Annotated in this window: 18 protein-coding genes and 1 pseudogene; 8 read left to right on the top strand and 11 right to left on the bottom strand. The window is 70.1% G+C overall.

Annotated features, from left to right (window positions below; genetic code table 11):
• Window positions 1-32: 32 nt before the first annotated feature.
• A complete protein-coding gene (locus ACWD5Q_RS26075) occupies window positions 33-1,196 on the bottom strand; it encodes a Dyp-type peroxidase (protein ID WP_451429469.1) in 1,164 nt (387 codons plus the stop codon).
• 87 nt (window positions 1,197-1,283) lie between these two features.
• Here ACWD5Q_RS26075 and ACWD5Q_RS26070 point away from each other — a divergent pair, with 87 nt between their 5' ends.
• Both ACWD5Q_RS26070 and ACWD5Q_RS26065 read left to right on the top strand, forming a co-directional pair.
• Entirely contained in the window at window positions 1,284-2,624 is a 1,341-nt protein-coding gene (locus tag ACWD5Q_RS26070) for a right-handed parallel beta-helix repeat-containing protein (RefSeq protein WP_451429468.1), read from the top strand.
• 134 nt (window positions 2,625-2,758) lie between these two features.
• Entirely contained in the window at window positions 2,759-3,172 is a 414-nt protein-coding gene (locus ACWD5Q_RS26065; RefSeq protein ID WP_451429467.1) for an ArsR/SmtB family transcription factor, read from the top strand.
• Window positions 3,173-3,349: 177 nt separating this feature from the next.
• Here the strand turns inward: ACWD5Q_RS26065 and ACWD5Q_RS26060 are convergent, their stop codons facing one another.
• Complete coding sequence (locus ACWD5Q_RS26060) at window positions 3,350-4,720, bottom strand: ABC transporter ATP-binding protein (protein ID WP_451429466.1); 1,371 nt, start codon at window positions 4,718-4,720, stop codon at window positions 3,350-3,352.
• Window positions 4,721-4,744: 24 nt separating this feature from the next.
• The gene (locus tag ACWD5Q_RS26055; RefSeq protein ID WP_451429465.1) at window positions 4,745-6,499 is read right to left on the bottom strand and encodes an ABC transporter permease; all 1,755 of its coding nucleotides are present in this window, start codon (window positions 6,497-6,499) and stop codon (window positions 4,745-4,747) included.
• A 749-nt stretch (window positions 6,500-7,248) separates the two neighbouring features.
• Between ACWD5Q_RS26055 and ACWD5Q_RS26050 the strand changes: the two genes are divergently transcribed.
• The 4 genes from ACWD5Q_RS26050 (at window position 7,249) to ACWD5Q_RS26035 (ending at window position 11,748) form a co-directional block, all read left to right on the top strand.
• A complete protein-coding gene (locus ACWD5Q_RS26050) occupies window positions 7,249-7,977 on the top strand; it encodes an MgtC/SapB family protein (protein WP_451429464.1) in 729 nt (242 codons plus the stop codon).
• Window positions 7,974-8,225, top strand: a complete 252-nt coding sequence (locus ACWD5Q_RS26045) for a hypothetical protein (RefSeq protein WP_451429463.1) — start codon at window positions 7,974-7,976, stop codon at window positions 8,223-8,225. The genes ACWD5Q_RS26050 and ACWD5Q_RS26045 overlap by 4 nt, the downstream gene beginning before the upstream one ends.
• A gap of 311 nt (window positions 8,226-8,536) precedes the next feature.
• Window positions 8,537-9,826: a magnesium transporter MgtE N-terminal domain-containing protein gene (locus ACWD5Q_RS26040; protein ID WP_451429462.1), complete on the top strand. Its 1,290-nt coding sequence runs from the start codon at window positions 8,537-8,539 to the stop codon at window positions 9,824-9,826.
• 191 nt (window positions 9,827-10,017) lie between these two features.
• Window positions 10,018-11,748 carry a divalent metal cation transporter gene (locus ACWD5Q_RS26035; protein WP_451429461.1) on the top strand — a complete coding sequence of 577 codons (1,731 nt, stop codon included), beginning with the start codon at window positions 10,018-10,020 and terminating at the stop codon, window positions 11,746-11,748.
• A gap of 15 nt (window positions 11,749-11,763) precedes the next feature.
• Here the strand turns inward: ACWD5Q_RS26035 and ACWD5Q_RS26030 are convergent, their stop codons facing one another.
• The 8 genes and pseudogenes from ACWD5Q_RS26030 to ACWD5Q_RS25995 form a co-directional block, all read right to left on the bottom strand.
• Window positions 11,764-12,210, bottom strand: coding sequence for a hypothetical protein (locus ACWD5Q_RS26030; RefSeq protein ID WP_451429460.1), 447 nt, complete (start codon window positions 12,208-12,210; stop codon window positions 11,764-11,766).
• A gap of 413 nt (window positions 12,211-12,623) precedes the next feature.
• Window positions 12,624-13,366 (bottom strand): annotated as a pseudogene (locus ACWD5Q_RS26025) (divalent metal cation transporter); the annotation flags it as partial.
• A gap of 153 nt (window positions 13,367-13,519) precedes the next feature.
• Window positions 13,520-16,156, bottom strand: a complete 2,637-nt coding sequence (locus ACWD5Q_RS26020) for a glycosyl hydrolase (RefSeq protein WP_451429459.1) — start codon at window positions 16,154-16,156, stop codon at window positions 13,520-13,522.
• Between the two features lie 155 nt (window positions 16,157-16,311).
• The gene (locus tag ACWD5Q_RS26015) at window positions 16,312-16,497 is read right to left on the bottom strand and encodes a hypothetical protein (RefSeq protein ID WP_451429458.1); all 186 of its coding nucleotides are present in this window, start codon (window positions 16,495-16,497) and stop codon (window positions 16,312-16,314) included.
• Between the two features lie 11 nt (window positions 16,498-16,508).
• Entirely contained in the window at window positions 16,509-16,901 is a 393-nt protein-coding gene (locus tag ACWD5Q_RS26010; RefSeq protein ID WP_451429457.1) for a type II toxin-antitoxin system death-on-curing family toxin, read from the bottom strand.
• Window positions 16,898-17,092, bottom strand: a complete 195-nt coding sequence (locus tag ACWD5Q_RS26005) for a ribbon-helix-helix protein, CopG family (protein ID WP_147995503.1) — start codon at window positions 17,090-17,092, stop codon at window positions 16,898-16,900. The genes ACWD5Q_RS26010 and ACWD5Q_RS26005 overlap by 4 nt, the downstream gene beginning before the upstream one ends.
• A 143-nt stretch (window positions 17,093-17,235) precedes the next feature.
• Window positions 17,236-18,564, bottom strand: coding sequence for a class I SAM-dependent RNA methyltransferase (locus ACWD5Q_RS26000; protein ID WP_451429456.1), 1,329 nt, complete (start codon window positions 18,562-18,564; stop codon window positions 17,236-17,238).
• Between the two features lie 122 nt (window positions 18,565-18,686).
• A complete protein-coding gene (locus ACWD5Q_RS25995) occupies window positions 18,687-20,738 on the bottom strand; it encodes an APC family permease (RefSeq protein ID WP_451429455.1) in 2,052 nt (683 codons plus the stop codon).
• Between the two features lie 413 nt (window positions 20,739-21,151).
• On the opposite strand from ACWD5Q_RS25995, the gene ACWD5Q_RS25990 reads away from it, so the two are divergent.
• Together ACWD5Q_RS25990 and ACWD5Q_RS25985 are read left to right on the top strand one after the other, a co-directional pair.
• Complete coding sequence (locus ACWD5Q_RS25990; RefSeq protein ID WP_451429489.1) at window positions 21,152-21,823, top strand: potassium channel family protein; 672 nt, start codon at window positions 21,152-21,154, stop codon at window positions 21,821-21,823.
• Complete coding sequence (locus ACWD5Q_RS25985; protein ID WP_451429454.1) at window positions 21,823-22,506, top strand: potassium channel family protein; 684 nt, start codon at window positions 21,823-21,825, stop codon at window positions 22,504-22,506. Before ACWD5Q_RS25990 ends, ACWD5Q_RS25985 begins: the two co-directional genes overlap by 1 nt.
• The last annotated feature ends 5 nt before the right edge of the window (window positions 22,507-22,511 follow it).

Genomic DNA, 22,511 nt, shown 5'->3' with positions numbered 1-22,511 from the left:
CAGCGGAGGCCGAAGTCGCGGGCACGGCGTGATCAGCCGAACAGCCGGGAACCGAGCGGGTGCCGCCGGTCGAAGCCGGGGAGGATCAGGAAGGTCGCGCTGGCGGTCGTGGTGGTGAAGGGCAGTAGCGCGTCGGAGACATCCATGCGGGTGAGGGTGGCGGTGAAGGTCCGCAGCTCGTTCTGGAAGCTGATGAAGAGCAGGCCGGGGGCGGGCTCGTCGGTGCTGTAGGAGCGGCGGAGCATGAGGCCGACGCCGACGACGGCGGGGTTCGCCCTGCGCACGTGGGCGTTGGCGGGGACGAGGTAGCGTCCGTCCGGCGTCTTGGCTCCTAGTTCCGGGTCGGAGGCGACGGTGCCGCCGGAGAGGGGGACGCCGCTGGCCCGGCGCCGCCCGAAGACGGCCTCCTGCTCGGCCACGGACAGGGCGGCGAACCGCGGCAGGTCGAGTTCCATGCGCCGCAGTACGGCAAGGGTGCCGCCGGCGACCGCAGGGGGCCCGGCCAGCCACAGGTCGCGTTGTTGTTCGGCGGTCGTGTGCGGGCCCACGATGCCGTCGATGAAACCGAGCGGGTTTCGTGGGGCGGTGAGGCCGTTGCCGAGGGGCACATTCGTACCGCGGCGTGCGGACTGCCGCCAGCGTTCGTGGATGCGGTCACCGGCCTGGTCCAGGAGTGCGGCGGCGGCGACCGGTAAGAGCAGCGCGTCGCTGGCGCAGATCTGTATCAGCAGGTCGCCGCCGCGCGCCCGGGGGGCGATCCGCTCGCGGGAGAATCGCGGGAGGTCGACCGCGCCGGGCAGCGAGGCACCGGCCGTGCGCACCAGCCGCGGGCCCACGCCGACGGTCACGGTGAGGTCGCCCGGCGGCAGGCCCAGCAGCCGCGGGTCGGTCCCGGCGGTGAGTGTGCGGATGGCCTGGCCGAGTTCGGCCAGTAGCGGGCCGGGAGCCACGCTGGCACCGAGGTCGGCCACCACGGCCAGCAGGTTGGGCTGGGCCGGCTGGGGGAGCGTGATGCCCGCCTGATGCCGGCCCGTCGCCGGAACCGGTATCGGCGTGGCCGCCGCGGAAGCGGAAGGGGCGTGCCGGCCCGGCTGGGCGGAGTCCGATGTGCACCCGGCGGTGAGACCGGCCGCCACCATGGCGCCGGTGACATCGAGGAACGCGCGGCGTGACGGGCGATGATCGGCTCGGTGCATGGTGTGCAGAGTGCCACACCCGCATCGCGCGTGTAGGTCAACCTCCCTATTTTGGCGCGGCATTGGGCGTCGTGCCAGACTGGGATCATGCCTCGTTTAGCTCTTCGCGTGATGGCGGCGGTCGTGGGCACGCTGACGCTTGTGGTCGGCTGCGGCGGCGGCGATGGCGGATCGGGCAAGGGCCGCCGGCCGGCCGGTGCGCAGGTGACGATCAGAGTGCCGGCTGACGCCCCGACGATCTCGGCTGCGGTCTCTCTCGCTCACCCGGGTGACCTGGTGCTGGTCGCTCCGGGCGTGTACCACGAGTCGGTGAAGGTCTCCACGCCTCGTGTCACTCTTCGTGGTGAGTCCCGCGACAAGGTCGTCATCGACGGGCGGTTGCAGCAGCCGAACGGTGTCATCGTCGCGGCACCGGGGGTGGCAGTGGAGAACCTGACCGTGGAGAACAACACGCAGAACGGGGTGCTGGTCACCGGTTCGGCGAAGGCGGCCGCCGGTCTGCCGGGGGGAAGCGGCGGCTACGACACCGGCGATGAGCCCGTCACCTTCCTGAAGTCGTTCCTGGTCTCGTACGTGACCGCGACCCGCAACGGTCTGTACGGCATCTACGCGTTCTCCGCGCAGAACGGTGTCATCGAGCACTCCTACGCGTCAGGCGGGGCCGACTCGGGGATCTACGTCGGGCAGTGCAAGCCGTGTCACATCGTGGTGCGGGACAACGTCGCCGAACTCAACGCGGTCGGTTACGAGGGCACCAACGCCAGCGGCGACATGTACGTGGTCGGCAACCGTCTCGTCGGTAACCGCGTCGGACTGACCACCAACTCCGACCACCAGGAGAAGCTGCTCCCGCAGCAAGGCGCCGTCGTCGCCGGCAACCTGATCGCGGACAACCAGCAGACACAGACGCCCGAACAGGCCGACGGAGGCTGGGGTATCGGCATCGGCGTCGACGGCGGCAGCGACAACCGGTTCCTCCGCAACCGGATCACCGGCAACACCAGCGCCGGATTCGTGATCACCGCGACCGCCGACATCCACCCGAACGGCAACCAGATCACGGACAACACGTTCACCGGCAACGGCGTCGACGTCGGCTGGACGTTCCCCACCGCCACCCGCGGACAGGGCAACTGCCTGCGCGGCAACACCCTTCGAACGACCGTACCCGCCCGGCTCGCGACAACCGCGTCATGCCCGGTTCCCGCCACGTCGACCACGCCGTCGGGCACATGGGCGAGGCCGGCGGCGCCCGCAGGTATCCCGTTCACCGACGTGGCCGCGCCCGGCCCGCAGCCGCAGTTCCCGAATGCCACCACCACCGGAGCCACCGCTGTGCCGGCCGTTCCGGTGCTTCCGGACACCGCGGGCATCCCGCTGCCGTCACCGTCACTGCTCGCCGCCGACGCGCGGGTGAAGACCTCGTGAGCGGCGGCTACCGCGCCGATGTGACTGTGGGTGCAGGCCGAAGAGCTCGCGACCTCCGCGAACTCAGGAACCTTCCACGGAGATCCACACGACGTGCAGGCTGAACTGGTGTGAATGCCCGCTACCATAGTTGCATGGATGGGCAAGGACAGGCGTGGGATGCGGAGGCCGCGGAGCGTGCGGTGGCGGTGCTCAAGGCGGTGGCCGACCCCTCGCGCTACCGACTGCTGTGGGCCCTGAGCAGCGGCCGTGAACTGCCCGTGAGCGACCTGGCCCGGATCCTGGACGCCCATGTGGCGGCGACCTCGCAGCACCTGGCCAAGCTACGAACAGCCGGGCTGGTGACCACGCGGCGGGAGGGCACGCGGATCTACTACCGGGCGGCGGGCGTGCGCGGGCTGCTGGAGGAGGCGCAGCTCGTGGCGAGGGCGGACGACGACTCGGGGCAACCCCGTGGCGGTTCGGGCGAGGAGGCAGCAGCGATAGCGCAGCAACGGTCCGCCACGGCGCGCAGGACACTGGCCGTGCGGCCGGGGCTCGGCCAGTAGCCGAGGTATCGCGCGAAGATCGGCGGGCGATACCTCGGTGCCGAGGCGTCCTGTGAGGCGCCTCGGCATCGAGGATGTGTGCTTCCGCGATGCCGAGCACAGCGTTGGCCGGCTTGCACGGCTTGGGGGATTGCGTGCCAGGCGCCGCGAGCCGGGCGCCCATTTTGTCCGGAGCTCTTACTGCATCCGCGAGCCGGTGTCGTCCTCCTCATCGAGGCTGTACTCCTGCGGCTCGGCGTCGTAGGAGTACAGCTCGGCGTAACGGCCCCAGTCGGTGGCCGCCTCCAGCTGCTCGGTGACCTGCTCGCTGGTGAAGTGGTGGGCCAGGATGTCGCGGAAGAAACCGGCGCGCAGGACGCGGCCGGGGTTCTGACGCAGGCTGCGGGTGATGAGCTGGACCAGCGGGGCGTGGTTGAGGACCGCCTCGGCGAAGATCTTCTTCGACTCCTGGACGTCCGCGCTCGCGAACGCCGTGCCGGTGTCGGTGAGCAGCAGGTCGTCGCCGGTCACCTGGGCGAAGCCGAGCAGTTCGAGGGCGTCCACCTGCGGGAGGATGTCGTCCACGGCCAGGCCGAGGTCGTCGGCGAGGTCGGCCAGGTCGCAGCGACCGCCGCGATGCAACACCATCTCCGCCAGACCGGACAGGCCGTCGACGCTGGCCTGCGGGAGCGGGGTGTTGGCGGGGGTGCGCTTGTCCAGCTCCACGGCTTCGGCGCGGCCCGGGGTGCGGCCCTCCTTCTGGCGGCCGGTCATGGTGCGGTAGACGCGGTCGATCAGGTCCTCGAAGGCGGTCGAATTCCGGTCGCGCGGGCGGTCCAGGCCAACCTCGAAGACCTCACGGATCTGGCCGTAGGGGCGCGAGCCGAGGACGACGATCCGGTCGGCCATCAGGACGGCCTCTTCGATGTTGTGCGTCACGAGGACGATGGCACGGGTGGGGAACTGGCCGGACTCCCACAGTTCCATCAGCTCGCCGCGCAGGTTCTCGGCGGTCAACACGTCGAGGGCGGAGAACGGCTCGTCCATCATCAGGACGTCCGGCTCGACCACGAGGGCACGGGCGAAGCCGACGCGCTGGCGCATGCCGCCGGACAGTTCCTTGGGATAGGCGGACTCGAAGCCGTCCAGGCCGATCAGGTCGATGGCCTGCCGGGCTGCCTCGGCGCGCTGGGCGGCACCGACTCCCTTGGCCTCCAAGCCCAGTTCGACGTTCTGCTGCACGGTCAGCCAAGGGAGCAGCGCGAAGGTCTGGAACACCATCGCCGTGCCGGGGTTGGCGCCGGTCAGCGGGGTGCCCTTGTAGGTGACGGTGCCGGAGCTGGCGGGCACGAGGCCGGCCAGGCAGCGCAGGAGGGTGGACTTGCCAGAGCCGGACTTGCCGAGCAGGGCGACGACTTCGCCGGCGCGGATCTGGAGGTCGATGCCGGACAGGACGGGCAGTTCGCGGTCGGCGCCGGCATAGGACTTGGTCAGGCCGACGGTCTCCAGCAGCAGTTCGCCGTCGGCGGCGCGCAGGTCCTTGGCCGTGGTGAGGGTGTTCATCGCCATGAGAGGTCCTAGAGGGAGGGAAGTTCAGAGGGAGTAGCGCGACTCGGCCAGCCGGTACAGGCGGCGCCAGAAGAAGCGGTTGAGGCCGACGACGTACAGGCTCATCACCGCCACGCCCGCGATCAGCTTGGGGAAATTGGCGGCCGCGGTGGCGTGGGCGATGTAGGCGCCCAGGCCGGTCGCGGCCAGCGTGGTGCCGCCGAAGCCGACGACCTCGGAGACGATCGAGGCGTTCCAGGCTCCGCCGGAGGCGGTGATGCCGCCGGTGACGTACGCCGGGAAGATCCCCGGGATGATCAGCCGCTTCCACCGCTGCCAGCCGGTGACGCCCAGGTCGTCCATGGCCTCGCGCAGGTCGGTGGGGATGGCCATGGCGCCGGCGATGGTGTTGAAGAGGATGTACCACTGGGCGCCGAGCGCCATCAGGAACACGCCGCCGATGTTGATCGTCAGCCCGGTCTTGAGAAAGAACCACACCGCCAGCGGGAAGAGGAAGTTGGCGGGGAAGGACGCAAGGACCTGGACGACGGGCTGGGCGATGCGGGTCAGCTTCGGCGAGAAGCCGATCTTCACCCCGATCGGCACCCACACCAGGGTTGCGACGGCGACCAGTACGACGACGCGGGCAAGCGTGGCCAGCCCGAGCAGCAGCGGTTCGCCGAACACGCCGAGGCCGGTGTGGTCGTGGACGTAACCGAAGAGGTCGACCAGACCCCAGACGATCAGCCCTCCGGCGACGAGGGCGAAGGCGATGTCGCCGGTCCGTTGCCTCGTGCGGTCGACCACGAGCGGGTGGTCGTCGACGCCGAAGACCCGCCCCGCCTTGTTCATGGCCCGCCCGGCGGGACGCAGGGCGCGGCCCAGCAGCTGCGGCCAGTGCGAGCGGCGCAGGAAGTCCAGGACGAACGACCGCTGGACTTCGCTCGCCTCGGACTGCTCGTTCTTGAACTTCTCCGCCCAGGCCGTCAGGGGACGCCAGAACAGGAAGTTCACACCGATCACCATGATCGCCATGGTGAGGATGGCCCACCCGACCTTGCCGAGGTTGCCGTCGGTGATCGCGGCTCCGGCGTAGGAGCCGACGCCGGGCAGGGTGTAGCTGGTGTTGCCGAGGGTGACGGCCTCGGAGGCGACGAGGAAGAACCAGCCGCCGCCGAAGCTCATCATGCCGTTCCAGACCAGGCCGATCATGCCGGAGGGCAGTTCCACCTTCCAGAACCGCATCCACCGGGTGAAGCCGAACGACCGTGACAGCTCGTCGAGTTCACGAGGAAGGGAGGTGAGGGAGTGGTAGAAGCTGAACGTCATGTTCCACGCCTGCGATGTGAAGATCGCGAAGATCGACGCACACTCCAGGCCCAGCATCGAACCCGGGAACAGGGCGACGAACCCGGTCACGGCCACCGTCAGGAAGGCGAGGACGGGGACGGACTGCAGGATGTCCAGCGCCGGGATCAGGATGCGCTCCAGGCGGCGGGATGTGGCCGCGGTGTAGGCGTAGACGAAGGTGAAGACGGTGGAGACGCCCAGCGCGACGAACATGCGTAGCAGCGAGCGGGCCGCGTCATAGGGCAGCTGGCTGACGCTGGTGTCGACCTTGGCGTGTCGGCTGATGGAGAAGGCGACCGTGGTCCCCTTGCCGACCCGCAGGGCGACGTACAGCAGTACCAGCACGGCGGCGGCGACCACGATGTCCACCCAGGACAGGCGGGACAGGCGGCCCGTGAACCGAGCGGAGAACGACGACCGCGTCGCCGTCGTGCTCGTCCGGAACGACATCACATGAACCTCCAACCACGCTCGGGCCACACTGGCACCCGGGCGCGACCGCACAGGCAGTCACGCCGAAGCCCGGGGCAGCATGGCGCGGCATGGCAAGAAACCACTAAAGAAAGTGGAGAGTGAGAGCGGGTGGGTGCCGCGAGTGGGGGCGCGGGGCGCGCACAGCCGCGGCCTTCCGTCACGGCCGGACGAACCCTCGGGGGCGTTCATGGCCGTCGGGTACGGAAGTGATCAGAGACTGCCGATGAGGCAGCCAGGACTGGGTGGGTCGGCGTCCACAGCGCCTCCGTTCAGTCATGCGATTCCGTTGGACAAGGAGCACTGGGCCTCGTGCCGGGGCACGTGGGTGCCGACACGTAGTGTGCCGGTCATTGCGTCAATACGCAAATAGCGTCTGGCGCCTGCCGGGACCCCGCTTCGCAGGCATCTGCGCAGGTCACCGTCAGCCCCGGCGACTGCAAGGGCAGGCGGGTTCCGGCGACACTCGGCCGTTGAGACCAGGGCCACACTGCTCTAATTGCGTCGATGTGCAACAATGAGTTTGCTTTGAGTGCCGGAAGGTCAGGATCCGGCCGGCGGAGGAACGGAGGAGGTGAGCGGCATGGACTGCAGTAGCAGTAGTACGGGCCTCGTCAGGCCCGGCATCCCCGTGTCCCCTTGCTCCTCGGGCGTCGGCTAGCCCCCTTCCCGGACCACGGCTGCCACGCCCTCGACCTGTCCCGCCTGGCGGCGCCAGGGAGGTCCTCATGGCGAACCTGACCACCTTCGACTTCGCACTCCGGCTCGCGGTCGGCGTCGGCTGCGGCGCCCTGATCGGCGTCGAGCGCCAGTGGCGTGCCCGCATGGCGGGACTGCGCACCAACGCCCTCGTGGCGGTCGGCGCCACGCTGTTCGTCCTCTACAGCGAGGCGGTCGGCGACCCCGGAAGCCCCACCCGCGTCGCCTCCTACGTGGTCTCCGGCATCGGCTTCCTCGGCGGCGGCGTCATCCTGCGCGAGGGCGGCGGCGTGCGCGGCCTCAACACCGCGGCCACGCTGTGGTGTTCGGCAGCGGTCGGCGTGCTCGCAGCCTCCGGCCGACTGGACCTGTGCCTCATCGGCACGGCCGTTGTCATCGCCGTACACCTGCTGCTGCGTCCGGCAGGCCGCCTGATCGACCGCGTCCCGCAGCGCGACCCCGACAACGAGGGCATGGGGGCCACGGTCCACCTGGTCTGCGACCGAGCCGACGAGACCCACGTCCGCGCGCTGCTGCTCCAAGCCCTGAGCAACGACGGGCTCGCGCCGACCGGGCTGCGGGTGCGGCGCGACGGCCAGGAGAGCACAGAGCTCAGGGCGACTGTCTCCCTGACCGGCGATCCCGCCCGGAGCCTGGAGCAGCTCATCGCCCGGCTGTCCCTGGAACCGGGCGTCCGCGACCTGCACTGGCACCTGGACGACACGTCCGTGGACACGGAACGGGAGGCGGCGGCATGAACGACCTCGACATCCGCAGCGCCCGCCACGCCGTCCGTCAGGCGGCCCGGCGACTGGCGGAGGACGCCCCGGAACTGGCAGCCGGTTCCGCGGATGCGTTGCGCGCGGGGCTCGCCTCCCGGGCCGCCGGCCTGCGCCGAGCCGCGGTCGACGCCTGGCGCAGCGGCATACCCGAGCACGTCATCGCCGCAGACGGTCACCTGCCGGAATCCGTCGTGCAAAGGTGGATTTCAGCGGGCGCCGCCTGACCCCATACCCCGCTTCGGGAGGCGCCCATCAGCAACAACCCGCGTTCCCGGCGGCAGGGGTGCGGGGGGCGCGGCGCGAGCGGCGGCTGCGGCCCGTAGCCCGTCGGCGGCGCGCAGTCCCGCCCTGGTCACTCCACTCGTCGCAGCGTCGGCCACCCTGGACACCATCAGCCCCACGCTTCCGGCCGGGCGGACACCCACGCCGCCCGCGAGGCCGAGCAAGCCACAGCCTGCCGGAATCCAGGACACGTAACCGCCCCTTCTGTCCTTGTTGGCGCCTTTATGTCTAGCGTGGTGGTGTGGACCGCGTCATGCATCTCGCTCGGCTTCTCCGCAGGCCGGTGGTCGGCGACGACGGTGAGGTGGTGGGGAGGCTCGCCGACGTCATCGTGCGACTGCGGGGGCGCGACTATCCGCTGGTCACCGGGCTGGTCGCCCGGGTGGGCGGACGGACGGTGTTCCTGCCCGCCGAACAGGTCGCCGACCTGGACACGGACAAGATCACGCTGGCGAGCCCACGGGTCGATCTGCGCCACTTCGAACGGCGCGAGGGCGAGGTGCTGCTGAGGGCGGACGTGCTGGGCCACCGGGTCATCGACGTGGCCGGCGTCGAGCTGGTCCGGGCGTACGACATCGCGCTGGAGCAGCAGCTGGACCAGTGGGTCCTGACCTGCCTGGACACCAGGCGGCCGCCACGCCTGTGGAGTCTCGTCAGGGGGCATGCCGCCCAGCCCGACTGGCGGGACTGGAAGTCCTTCGAGCCGTTGATCGGCCACGCCCGCTCCGCCCGGGTGCGAGGGCCGTTCGCCCGCCTCGGCCGCCTGAAGCCCGCAGACCTCGCCGATCTCCTGGAGGACGCCAATCGCACCGAGTCCCACGAGATCCTGCAGACCGTCCACGCCGACCCCGAGCTCGAAGCCGACGTGTTCGAGGAGCTGGAGCCCGACTCGCAGACCCGCCTGCTGGGCGAACGCAGCAACGCCGAGATCGCCCAGGTCATTGCCCGTATGCGCGCCGACGACGCCGCAGACGCCATCAACGACCTGCCGCAGAGCCGGCGCCAGCCCATCCTGGACGCGCTCCCCGCAGGGCAGCACACCAAGGTGCTGACGCTGATGGGCTTCAACCCCTCGAGCGCGGGAGGGCTGATGGCGCTCGACGTCCTGGCCATGGCGGGCGGCAGCACCGTCGCGGAGGTGCTTCAGGCGGCGGGTGAGGCGCGTGCCCTGCAGCCCCAGGCGTTGACGAGCGCGTATCTGGTCGGGGAGGAGCAGCGGCTGCTCGGTGTGGTCACCCTCGTGGAGTTGCTGCAGGCCGATCCGGCCGCGCGGCTGGACGAGGTGGCGGACCGTGATCCGGTCCGGGTCGGGCCGGACACCGATGTCGAGGATGTCGCCCTGCTCATGACGGACTACAACCTGCTCACCGTCCCGGTGGTGGATGCCGAGGACCGCATCCTGGGCGTCATCACAGTCGACGACGTCCTGGAGGTTGTCATCCCGGAGGACTGGCGGCGACGCGAGCCGGCCCCGCACCCGGCCCACCGCATGGAGGAGGCCGGCCCCCGACACTCCCCGCACGACATGCCACCCGCATCATGAACGCGGACGACCGGCCCACCGGAACGGGCCGCCCCGAGCCCCCGGCACGCCCCGGCCAGCCCTCCCGCCCCGAGCCCTCGCCCCAACCTGGACCCGAGCATCCCAAGCCCCCGAGCCGCGCCGACGGCCCGGCCGAACCGGCAAAGCCTCGTCCGGCAGGGCGCGAGCGGCCCCCGGAGCCTTCGGAGCGCATGGGCCCAGCGGGGCCGCCTACGGAGCGTCCCGCCGAACCGCCCGCGGGGAGGGCCGCCGCCGGCCCCGGCTCCCCGGCGAGGAAGCCTGCCCCCCGCCCCGGCCCGCCGCAATCCCGCCGGGCGCGGCCCAGTGCCGTACTCGACGAAGCCCACCTCGGCGAGATCCGGGGCGCCTTCGGACGCGTCCCCCGCGAGCGCGTCGAGGAGCACCCCGGGTTCAAGGCCCGGCTGCTGACCCTGCTGGCCATCGTCGGCCCCGGCATCATCGTGATGGTCGGTGACAACGACGCGGGCGGCATCGCCACGTACGCACAGGCGGGCCAGAACTACGGCTACTCGCTCCTTTGGGTGCTGCTCCTGCTCATCCCGGTCCTGATCGTCAATCAGGAGATGGTCGTACGGCTGGGCGCGGTCACCGGCGTCGGCCACGCGCGTCTGATCACCGAGCGGTTCGGACGTTTCTGGGGCTGGTTCAGTGTCGGCGACCTCTTTCTGCTGAACTTCCTCACCATCGTGACCGAGTTCATCGGCATCTCCCTGGGCGCGGAACATCTCGGTGTCTCGCGGTACGTCGTCGTTCCGGTGGCCGCTGCCGTCCTTGTCGCCGTGACAGCCAGCGGTTCCTTCCGCCGCTGGGAGAGAGCGATGTTCGCCTTCATCGGCGCCAGCCTGCTGCTGATCCCACTGACCTTGATGTCCCGGCCGCAGTGGGGCCGCGCCGCCCATGACTTCGTGGTGCCCGGCATCCAGGGCGGCGCCACCAGCGAAGCCGTCCTGCTGATCATCGCGCTGGTCGGCACCACCGTCGCGCCCTGGCAGCTGTTCTTCCAGCAGTCCAACGTCATCGACAAACGCATCACCCCGCGTTTCATCGGCTACGAGCGCGCCGACACGGTGATGGGCTCCCTCGTGGTCGTCGCGGGCGCCGCCGCGTTGATCATGATCGCCGACTTCGCGGCCCGGGGCACCGCCGCCCACGGCCACTTCACGGACGCCGCCGGAGTCGCCGACACCCTCGGCCGCCACCACCCGGTACTGGGCGTGCTGTTCGCCGTCGTCCTGCTGGACTCCAGCATCATCGGCGCGGCCGCCGTCACGCTGGCCACCAGCTACGCCTTCGGTGACGTGTTCAACCTGCGCCACTCCCTGCACCGCAGCTTCGGCGAGGCCAAGCAGTTCTACGCCTCCTACACCCTGCTGGTCCTGTTCGCGGCCGCCATCGTCCTCATCCCGGGCGCGCCGCTCGGCCTGATGACGGAAGCCGTGCAGGCCCTCGCCGGACTGCTGCTGCCCTCCGCGAGCGTGTTCCTGCTCCTGCTGTGCAACGACACCGAGGTGCTCGGCCCCTGGGTCAACCCGCGCTGGCTGAACGTCCTGGCCACCGTCATCATCGCCACCCTCCTGATGCTTTCCGGCACGCTGATGGCCACCACGCTCTTCCCCACGATCAACGTCACCCGCCTCACCATCTGGCTGGCGATCGCACTGGTCGTGGGCCTGATCACGACCGCCGTCGTGCTCCGCGTCGCCGGGCGCCGCATGCCCGCTCACAAGGCGCCCGTGATGTCGCAGGCCGAGAAGCTCGCCTGGCGCATGCCGCCCCTGGCACTCCTGCGGCCGGTGCGCTGGTCGGCCGGCACTCGCCTGGGCATGATGGCGCTGCGCGGCTACCTGATCCTCAGCGCGCTGCTGCTGCTCATCAAGGCGATCCGGCTCGGCAGCTCCTGACCGGGCCTCGGCCGGTCAGTGATGCTGCCGAGCGGCCTCGACCAGGAGATCCATGAGATCTTCGGGCAGGTCGAGGTTGCGTGCCAGCCAGGCGGCATCCTGGCCTTGAGTGGCAAAGATCCACGCGGTGTACAGGCGGTCGAGACTGGGCGCGTTCTTGCCGAGCAGATGCGGGCGTACGGCCTCCATGGGGAAGCCGTCCAGCGTGCGGGCGGTGAACCACGACTCATCGACCGCTTCCGGCAGGCACCGCCGGGCGTTGCGGGCGGCGTTCCGGTGGCTGTGCCACATGGCTGCCACCACGACGAACGCGGCGGTGGCCGCGCCGATGAGAGCCCCACTGACGAGCGGCCGGTCCCGGGCGGGCGCCGTGGCCAGCGCGGTCATCTCCAGCACGATCAGTGTGAGCACCCCCAGCACGACGGCACCTTCGCCGGTGCGCGGGTGAGGCAGGGTCCGCATGACAAACTCTCCCTTCCTGTTCCATCCTGGCCCGTCACCGAGCCGTTGTCCTGGGGCCACAAGTCCCTGCCCCGGGTTGCCTGAGAGCGGGCGCCGCCCCGATGCCGTCAGGCCAGCGCCCGAAGGAGTCTCGATGCCCAGGTGGAGCTGGACGCTGTCGCCGGCGGTCGCGAGCCAGACGCCGCCCGAGCGGCCGGCACCGGCGGCTCGGGGATCTCGACCATGCCCAGGGCGTCGACGAGGCGGTCATCAGGAGGTCCTCGCCGGCGGGCGGTGCCGCGGGCTGGACGAGGTCAATGGCAGCGAGCATCGCGGACGTCCTCCGGTGAGCAAAGTGGCGGAGGTGTTGTTCTGACCGTCCTGGGGCGCCGGGCCGGGCCGGTGTCCCAGGACGTGCTGGTGACCAGCGGACCTCAGTTGCCGAGTGCAACCTGGACGATCTTGATGACGACCAGGACCATCGCGATGAGCAGGTAGGTCCGCAGGGCGCCCATGCCGATCTTGCGGGCGCTGGACATGGTCGGCCGGGTCAGCGTCTGCAGCGGCGGCATCCGCACTCGTCCTTGCCGGTCCGGTCGATCGGGTCCTCCTTGGTGCCCGTGTGGCGGCGGGTGAACGCGTAGCCGGCAGCCGCCACCCCGACGACGCCACAGGCGGCCATGATGTCGAGGATCGCCCCGGAGGTGATGCCGGGGAACAGGACCGATGCGGTCAGGATGATCGACAGGGTGACCAGGACTCCGACCACGGCCGAGGTGAACGCGTTGGTCTTCGGGCCGTTCATCCACGGGCCGAGCACGGCCTTGTCGTTGCAGAGCAGCAGCAGGAACACCGACGCGGATGGCAGCAGCACCCCGGCGAGCGTCTGTACGCCCTCGGTCAGCAGGCCCAGCGGCAAGCCCGGGATCAGCACGATCACGGCGGCGACCAGTCTGGCGTAGACGGCGTAGAAGCCCTTGGCGCCGCCCACCCCGCGGTGCAGCGAGTGCTTCATGCCCAGCACGTCACCGATGGCGTACGCGGTGGACAGCGAAACCGCGAACGCGCCGATGATCGAGGCGTCCAGGAGCGCGATCGCGAACAGCACGCCCACGAGCTTGCCCGCCTTCGCCTCCAGCCCCTGGGCGACACCGGCGGTGTCAGTGAACCCCGACGCGGCACCCGGGCCGGCACCGCAAGGTCACCGCGCCGGCCAAGGCGCCGGACGTGGCGGGCGCGGCGCGCGGCGCTTTCACGCTCGACGTCACGGTGGTCCCGTACCCGAAGGAGAGGTGACCCCGGCATCCGGGATCACCCCTCCACCTCACCGTCAGGCGCAGTCACGCGCCCCGATCGAGGAGATGCCACGGCCGTGTGTGGCCGCGTACAGCGTGCTGCCGTCTGGGCTCAGCTTCAGCTGGAGCACGGCGACGGCCGGAAGGGAGCCGACGCGCTGCCACGTGGTGCGGCCCGGCGCCCGGCAGACGACGCCCAGGTCGGTGGCGACGGCCAGACCGCCGTTCGCCGTGACGACGGCGGAGTTGGTCGGCACGTCCGGGAGGTTGGCCGAGATGTCCTTCCAGGTGGTGCCGCCGTCGGTGGACTCGAAGACGTGGCCGACGCCGGCGCCGGGTCCCTCCGTCCAGTGCCGGGAGAAGCCGTTGACCGCGAGGAACACGTGGTCGGCGTTCTTCGGGTCGATGGCGAAGCCGCTGAGGTAGCGGTTGGGGACGGTTCCGTCCACGGGCAGGGTGATGTCGTGCCAGCCGGTGCCGTCCGCGTTGCCGACGGAGATGCCGCGGGCGAAGCCCTGGTTGTTGCAGGGGCCGCACCAGGCGGCGTAGACCTTGCCGCCCGAGGCCGCGACGGCGGTCGCGGTGCGGCCGGCGCCGAGGTCGTACACGCTCTTCCACTCGGAACCGCTGCGGATGGCGTAACCGTGGGTCTGCACCCAGATGTGCCGACCGCCCGCGATCCAGGTCGAGCTGTTGTTCATGTCGGCCGCGAGCGGGGCGATGAAGCGGGCCTCGCTGGTGGCGTTGTCGGCAGGGGCGACGTTGTACGACGTGGCCTTGCCGGGATCGGTGGTCCAGGAGCCGTCGTTGACGCCGCAGTTCTGGGTGATCTGGACGGCGAGGTAGACGTACTCCTCGGCGATGTTGCAGCCGTTGGCCGGGTCGGTGAGGGTGTCGCCGCCGTCCCCGCCGAAGTTGGAGCCCATCACCTTGTCGTTGCTGCGCAGGACGGACTGGCCGTTGTCCTGCAGACCGCCGGTGACGGAGACACCGCCGTGGTCGAGGTCCTTGCCGACTCCCACGGAGTAGTACTGGAGGGTGTCGATGGTGCCGTCGTTGAGCGAGGTCCAGTCGGTGGCGTGCCCGGAGGCGTCCTGGGAGCCGTCGGCCGGGCGCTTGTAGGCACCGCCGTCGTTGCCGACGTACACGTAGCTCTTGCCGTGGTAGCTGCCGATCGCCACGCCGTGCTGGTCGGAGTGGGTGGTCTGGTCGCAGGTACCGGACTGCTTGGCGGGGTCGATGCTCCAGCAGGGGAACGTGAAGTTCCAGTACGGGCCGACGGTCGACCAGGTGCTGCCGCCGTCCTTCGTCTCGTAGACCTCCTCCAGGCCCGCGTACACGTGCTTCGGGTCGGCCGGGTCGACGGTCAGGAACTGGTTGTACCAAGCCTGTACGCCCGGCATGTAGCCGCTGGTCGTCAGCGCCGAACCGTCGGTGGCCAGCTGCTTGTAGTCGGCGATCTTCGTCCAGGGTCCGAACGGGGAAGCGGCGCTGTAGATGCCTTCCAGGCCGCTGTCCGGGTTGGCCGCCATCTGCGCGGGCGACTGGTCGATGGCGTAGTAGCGTGAGCCGTCGGCGGAACGGGCGAAGGTGACCGTGCCGACGTTGTCCGCGTCGGTCGGCAGCTCGCCGAAGCCGCTGGTGATCCGCTGCCAGCTGCCGCCGACCTTGGTGTAGAAGCCGTTGTAGTCGTCACCGCTGCGCCAGCCGACGGCCAGGATCACCTTGGAGGGGTCCTTGGGGTCGACGGCGATGTCATTGGTGATGTTCTTGTACGCGGCGCTGTCGTCGTTGGCCTTCGAACCACCCGGCAGATAGCCGGGGTTGGGCGCGAACTCCAGCTTCCAGGCGCCGCTGAGCGTCTTCGTGGAGTGGCTCCACACGCCCTCGCTGGTCGCGGCCCACACCTTGCCGGCTCCGAACCGCAACTGGCGGACGGTGGTGCTCTCCAGCTCGTCGCCACCGACCCGGCTGCGCGTGGAGAACGTGCCATGGTGCGGGTCGGACAGCACGTACACGCCACTGCCCAGGTACGCATCCGCGTTGGTGTTGGCCTCGCCGGTGCCCAGCCACAGCCGCCCGGCGCCGTCCAGCGCCAGCGCACCGGTGGACTGCGAGGGCAGCCGGTCGCTGATGGGCTGCCAGTGACCGCCACCGGTGCGCGAGCGCCATACGCCGCCGCCCGCACTGCCCGCGTACACGTACCCGTCGTCATCGGCCGCCATCGCGGCCATCCGGCCGGTGACGTTGCCGGAACCGCCACTGGAGTTGGAGTCGACGTCGCGGTAACGCGGGTCGTCGGAGTTGTACGGGCGATTCGTGACGTGCCGCCAACTGCCGCTGGTGCTCGGCAGGTTGTTCAGGCCATCCCAGGCGGCACCGTACGCGCCCGGTGCGACGACGCCGGGCGAGGTGCGGGCCTCGGCGTACTGGTCCGCGCCCTCGGCGATCTCGTCCGCCTCGTTACCGCCGTCGCCGTCCTCCCCCTTCACCTTGGGGCTCACGGCACCCACCGACTGCTCCCGCTCCTTGGCGAGTTGCGCGAGCGTCCGGGCCCCGAAGGGGCTGCCGTGCCGATCGGGCGCGGCACTCGCGGGTATCGCGACGAGTCCGGCCGACGCGGTGATGGCACAGATCGTGAGCCATCGTCTCTTACGGGTTGGTGCTGACACCAGGTCCTCCCAAACGGGCGTTGATACAGCCGTCGCAGGGACCTGATCACGAGCGGAAGGAGGCGTCAGGCACTTGGAGAAATTTTTGATCAGAACCTGTCACGCCAGGTGTTTGTGCGGCAGCCTTCGCAGTAACGCCGACGGCGAAGACGCGGTCAGCGGGCCGCGGTCCGTGAGCGGGCGACGGCCGGCGGCGCGCCGGCGAGGGCGAGCGCCAAGCTGCCGGAGATCAGCAGCGGCAGGTGGCCGTCGGCGCCCCGGGCGAGCCCGGCCCACACCCCTGCGAGGAGGACGGCGGCCCCGGTGGCAAGGCAACGTACTCGTTCCGCCCCGGACCTCACGACGTCGAACGTCAGGAAACGGGGAACCAGACCGACAGGCGCTTGGCGATGACCGGTACATCGATGTCGTCCTGCGCGACCTCCTCGACGAACGGGCCGGCAATGGAGACGGGCGGCGGGACGGTACTTGCGCTGACGCCGTTGAACCGCAGGAAGACGCGCATGGCGAGCCAGGCGGTGCGCTCGTTGCCGTCGATCAGCGCGTGATTGCGGGCGACGGAGTGCAGCAGTGCCGCCGCCTTCTCGTGCAGCGTGGGATACAGCTCGGCTCCGAACACGTTGGTCCGGGGCCGTTCGATCGCTGACACCAAAAGTCCCATGTCGCGCACGCTGTGCTCGGTACCGTTGACCGTGCGGGCGATGGCCAGGATCTCGTCGATCTGGATGTAGCGCACTTCGGTCACTTCAGGTAGTCCAGGATCTCCGCATCGCTGTCCATGAGCTCGGCCAGGACATCATCGACCTTCAGCTCGGCCCGATTCTGGGCGTCACGGATGGCCTCAATGGCAAGTTCCTGCTTGCTGCGGCGCTCCCGACGAGCACGCTCGGTGAGCTTCGCGTCAAGGTCGTCGGGGAGTCGGAGTGTCATCGCCATACAGCGATGATACCGGACTGGTATCTAGGTGGCGAGGTGATACCAGCCACTCGAGACCTCCGTTCCGCACAAGCGGACCTCAGCCGAAGCATTCCGCGAGCGAAAACAAGTCGAATCAACCACCTGGAATACAAAGCAGCAGGTCAGACACCCTTCTCGGCAGGCTCAAGAATCGCCACGCACTCCACGTGCGCGGTCATCGGGAACAGATCGAACGCCCGCAGTGTCCGCACCCGGTACCCGCCGTCCCGGAAGTACGCCAGGTCCCGGGCGAGGGCCGCCGGGTCGCAGGCGACGTAGGCGATGCGGCGTGCGCCCAGTGACGACAGGTGGGACACGGTCTGCCGGCCCGCGCCGGAGCGGGGCGGGTCCAGGACGATCAGGTCGACCTCCGTGATGCCGGTGCGCGGCAGGACCGACTCGACCTTGCCCTGTTCGATGCGCACCCGGGGGAAGTCGGCGAGGTTGTGCCGGGCGTCCTCCACCGCGCGCTTGCCGGACTCGATGCCGAGCACCGCGCCCTTCTCGCCGAGCCGGTCCGCGAGGGCGCCGGCGAAGAGGCCGACGCCGCAGTACAGGTCGAGCGCGGTCTCGCCCTTGCGCGGCAGCAGGCCCTGCATCACCGCCGTCACCAGGGTGTCCGCCGCCTTCGGGTGGATCTGCCAGAAGCCGCCGCCGCCGACGCGGTGCGTGCGGCCGTCGGCGCGTTCGCGGACAAAGGGGCGACCATGGACGCGGTGCACGCCCCCCGTCTTCTCGTCGACCCGCAGAACCGAGACGGGCTTGTCCAGTTCGACGAGCGGCAGCCGCGCGCCCGGCTTCGGCGTCAGGATCACCTGACGGTCCTGCGACCCCGTCGCCGCGATCGCCTCGACGGTGTCCATGCCCGTCCAGTCCCGCTTCTCGATGCCCAGCTCGCTGACGCCCTCGGCGGCGATCATGCAGTGGTCGACCGGTTCGACCTCGTGCGAGCGGTGGCGGCGCAGCCCCGCCCTGCCGGAGGGGTCCACCGCGTACTGGACCCGGGTGCGCCACTGCGGCACCTCGCCGGCCGGCAGCTTGTCGCCCTCGGCCGGAACCACCGTGCCGTCCCAGCCCGCCTCCTCGGGAGTGAGGCCCGCGAGCCGCCACAGCTGCTCGGCGATCACCTCGCCCTTCAGCCGGCGCTGCGCGCCCGGCTTGGCGTGCTGCCAGTCGCAGCCGCCGCAGCGGCCGGGGCCCGCGTACGGGCAGGGCGCGTCGATGCGGTCCTTCGACGCCTCCAGCACCCGCACCGCGTCCGCGCGCAGGAAGCGGGCTCCCTCCTCGCCCTCCGTCACCCGGGCCACCACCCGCTCCCCGGGCAGTGCGTGCCGGACGAAGAGGACCTGGCCGGCCTCGGTACGGGCGATGCAGTGGCCGCCGTGGGCGACGGGGCCGATCTCGACCTCGTACTCCTCGCCCACCAGCGACTTCTTCGGTTCTGCCTGCATGGTGGGACGACTCCAGATCAGAGAGGGGGACGGGCGCGCAACCGGGCGCGGCCGGACGACAGCCCACCAGTCTACGTGGCTGTCGTCCGGCCGTTCACCATGAGAACCGGGCGACGGGAAGCTCAGCTCTGCGAGGCCGACGACTCCTTGGGGCGCTGCTCCGCCGGGCCGCGCCGCACCGCGCCGGGCGCGTTCCAGTCCTGCCGTCTGCGGGCCCGCTGCTTCGCCAGCTCGGACGACTGCAACTGGTACGGCACCGAGGTCACCATGACACCCGGTGTGAACAGCAGCCGGCCCTTGAGCCGCAGTGCGCTCTGGTTGTGCAGCAGGTGCTCGTACCAGCGGCCCACGACGTACTCCGGGATGATCACGGAAACGGCGTCACGCGGGGACTCGCGGCGCAGGCTCTTCACGTACTCGATCACCGGTCGCGTGATCTCCCGGTACGGCGAGTCGAGGATCTTCAGCGGTACGTCGATGCCGCGCCGCTCCCACTCGTCCTTGAGCACCGTCGTCTCCGCCGGGTCGACGTTGACACTGAGCGCCTCCAGGGTGTCCGTGCGCAGCAGCTTGGCGTAGGCCAGGGCCCGCAGCGTCGGACGGTGGATCTTGGAGATGAGGACCACCGAGTGGACGCGCGAGGGGCGGGCGCTGTCGTCACTGGGGCCTTCGGAAGCGGCCAGTTCCTCCGACACCCTGTCGTAGTGGCGGCGGATCGCGGTCATCGTCGCGTAGAAGATGCACATGCCGAGCAGGGCGACCCAGGCGCCGTGCGTGAACTTCGTGACGAGGACGACGACCAGGACCAGGCCGGTGAAGAAGGCGCCGAAGGTGTTGATGGCGCGCGAGCGGATCATGTGGCGGCGCTTGGCCTGGTCCTGCTCGACGGCGAGGTGCCGGTTCCAGTGACGGACCATGCCGGTCTGGCTCAGCGTGAACGACACGAACACGCCGACGATGTACAGCTGGATCAGCCGGGTCGAGTCGGCGCCGTAGATGAAGATCAGCAGGGTGGCCGCGCCCGCGAGCAGCACGATGCCGTTGGAGAAGGCGAGGCGGTCGCCTCGGGTGTGCAGCTGGCGCGGCAGATAACGGTCCTGGGCGAGGATCGAGCCGAGCAGCGGGAAGCCGTTGTACGCGGTGTTCGCGGCGAGGAACAGCACCAGCGCGGTGGCCGCGGCCAGCACGATGAACAGGAAACTGCCCTTGCCGAAGACGGCCTCGGCGACCTGTGAGATCACCGGGTTCTGGACATAGCCGGGGCCCAGCGCGACACCGTGGTGGAGCAGGTCGGTGGCCGGGTTCTCGGCCATGTGGACCTTGGTCGTCATGGCCAGCGCGATGATGCCGCAGAACATCGTGACGGCGAGCAGGCCCATCATCGCGAGCGTCGTCGCCGCGTTCTTGGACTTGGGCTTGCGGAAGGCCGGGACGCCGTTGGAGATCGCCTCGACGCCGGTGAGCGCGGCACAACCGGAGGAGAAGGCGCGCAGCAGCAGGAAGACGAGCGCGAATCCCGCGATCCCCTGGTTCTCCGCCTTGATCTCGTACGACGCCGTGGGTGCCCGCATGGTGTCCCCGAGGGCCAGCCCGCGGAACGCGCCCCACACGATCATGATGAACACGCCCGCGACGAAGACGTACGTCGGGATCGCGAACAGCGTCCCGGACTCCTTGACCCCGCGCAGGTTCATCAGCGTGAGCAGCACGACCACCGCGACCGCGCAGAGGACCTTGTGCTCGACGACGAAGGGGATCGCGGAGCCCAGGTTCTCGATGCCGGAGGAGATCGACACCGCGACGGTGAGGACGTAGTCGACGAGCAGGGCGCTGGCGACGGTGAGGCCCGCCTTGGGCCCGAGATTGGTGGTCGCCACCTCGTAGTCGCCGCCGCCGCTCGGGTACGCGTGCACGTTCTGCCGGTAGGAGGCGACCACCGTGAACATCAGCACGATGACGGCGACCGCGATCCAGGGGCTGAAGTGGTAGGCCGACACGCCCGCGATGGACAGGACCAGCAGCACCTCTCCCGGGGCGTAGGCCACGGAGGAGAGCGGGTCGGAGGCGAAGACGGGGAGTGCGATGCGCTTGGGCAGGAGGGTCTCCCCCAGCCGGTCACTGCGCAGTGCGCGCCCGATGAGGAGGCGTTTGGGCACGTCGGTCAGTTTGGACACAACAAGGGATCGTAAGGGCTCGGTATGGGGGTAGCCCACCCGCTGATGGAGATCTGCCTCACGAGTGAATGCGAGGAGGGGGCGCACTGCGGATTCCGCAGGTGAGGAGTTCTGTGTGCCGCTGCGACAAAACCCTTTCCGTGGCCGCCCCGGAGGATCCGTGCATGTGTTCGTGTGGCTGGTCGCCGCCTTCGTCCGGCTCGTCGGCCTCGGAATCCTCACATTTTCTCGGCGTTCTCGGCATCCACGGTATGCACGGCTTCCCCGCATCGGCCGCCGCTGACCGCCCGAGACCGTCGGCACACCTGCAGGGGGGTGCCTGCGCGGACCACGCATGTGTAGCTTGGACGGCGGTCTGAGACCCTGTTCTTGGTTTCGACCGAGCTGTGACCATTGACATCGGAAGGACGGTCGTGCACATCGTCATCATGGGCTGCGGAAGAGTGGGCTCCGCTCTTGCCCAGACCCTGGAGCAACAGGGGCACACGGTCGCCGTGATCGACCAGGACCCCACCGCCTTCCGACGGCTGGGCTCCGGGTTCGGTGGCCGCCGTGTCACCGGAGTGGGCTTCGACCAGGACACCCTGCGCGAGGCGGGCATCGAGGAGGCCGGCGCCTTCGCCGCCGTCTCCAGCGGAGACAACTCGAACATCATCGCCGCGCGCGTGGCCCGAGAGATGTTCGGCATCGAGAACGTCGCGGCCCGTATCTACGACCCCCGCCGTGCGGAGGTCTACCAGCGCCTGGGCATCCCCACGGTGGCGACCGTTCGATGGACGGCCGACCAGATGCTGCGCCGCCTGCTCCCCTCGGGCGCCGAGCCGCTGTGGCGGGACCCCACCGGCGGTGTCCAGCTCGCCGAGGTGCACGCCTCCCCGGCCTGGGTCGGGCACAAGATCAGCCGGCTCCAGGAGGAGACGGGTGTGCGCGTGGCGTTCCTCACCCGGCTGGGTGAGACGATGCTCCCCAGCTCGCAGACGGTGCTGCAGGAGGGCGACCTCGTGCACGTGATGATGCGGACGAACGACGTCGAGAAGGTCGAGGCGGCGTTCGCCAAGGGGCCTGAAGGAGAGGGCGGGCACTGATGAGGGTCGCCATTGCCGGTGCCGGTGCCGTGGGTCGCTCGATCGCGGGCGAGCTGCTGGAGAACGGGCACGAGGTCCTGCTGATCGACAAGGCGCCCACCGCGATCTCGGTCGAGCGCGTACCGCAGGCGGAGTGGCTGCTGGCCGACGCCTGCGAGATCACGTCCCTGGACGAGGCGGCGCTGCAGCGCTGCAATGTGGTGATCGCCGCGACGGGCGACGACAAGGTGAACCTGGTCGTGTCCCTGCTGGCGAAGACGGAGTACGGCGTTCCGCGCGTCGTCGCCCGCGTGAACAACCCGAAGAACGAGTGGTTGTTCAACGAGGCGTGGGGCGTGGACGTGGCCGTCTCCACCCCGCGCCTGATGTCGGCGCTGGTCGAGGAGGCGGTGAGCGTCGGCGATCTGGTCCGCCTGCTGCGCTTCAGCCACGGCGACGCGAACCTGGTCGAGCTGACCCTCCCTCCGGAGTCGGCCCTGGCCGGCACGCAGGTCGGTGACGTGGAGTGGCCGCAGGACACCTCTCTGGTGACCATCATCCGCGGCACCCGAGTGCTGGCCCCGTCCCAGGAGGACTCCCTGGAGGCCGGCGACGAACTGCTGTTCGTGGCGGCCCAGGCGCGCGAGGGGCAGCTGGAGGACCTGCTCTCGGTACGCCGGGAGGACTCGGCGGGCCAGGGCTAGGGCCA

The organism is Streptomyces sp. NPDC002513 (genome assembly GCF_053595355.1).
This window is presented reverse-complemented; position numbering and strand designations above follow the sequence as displayed.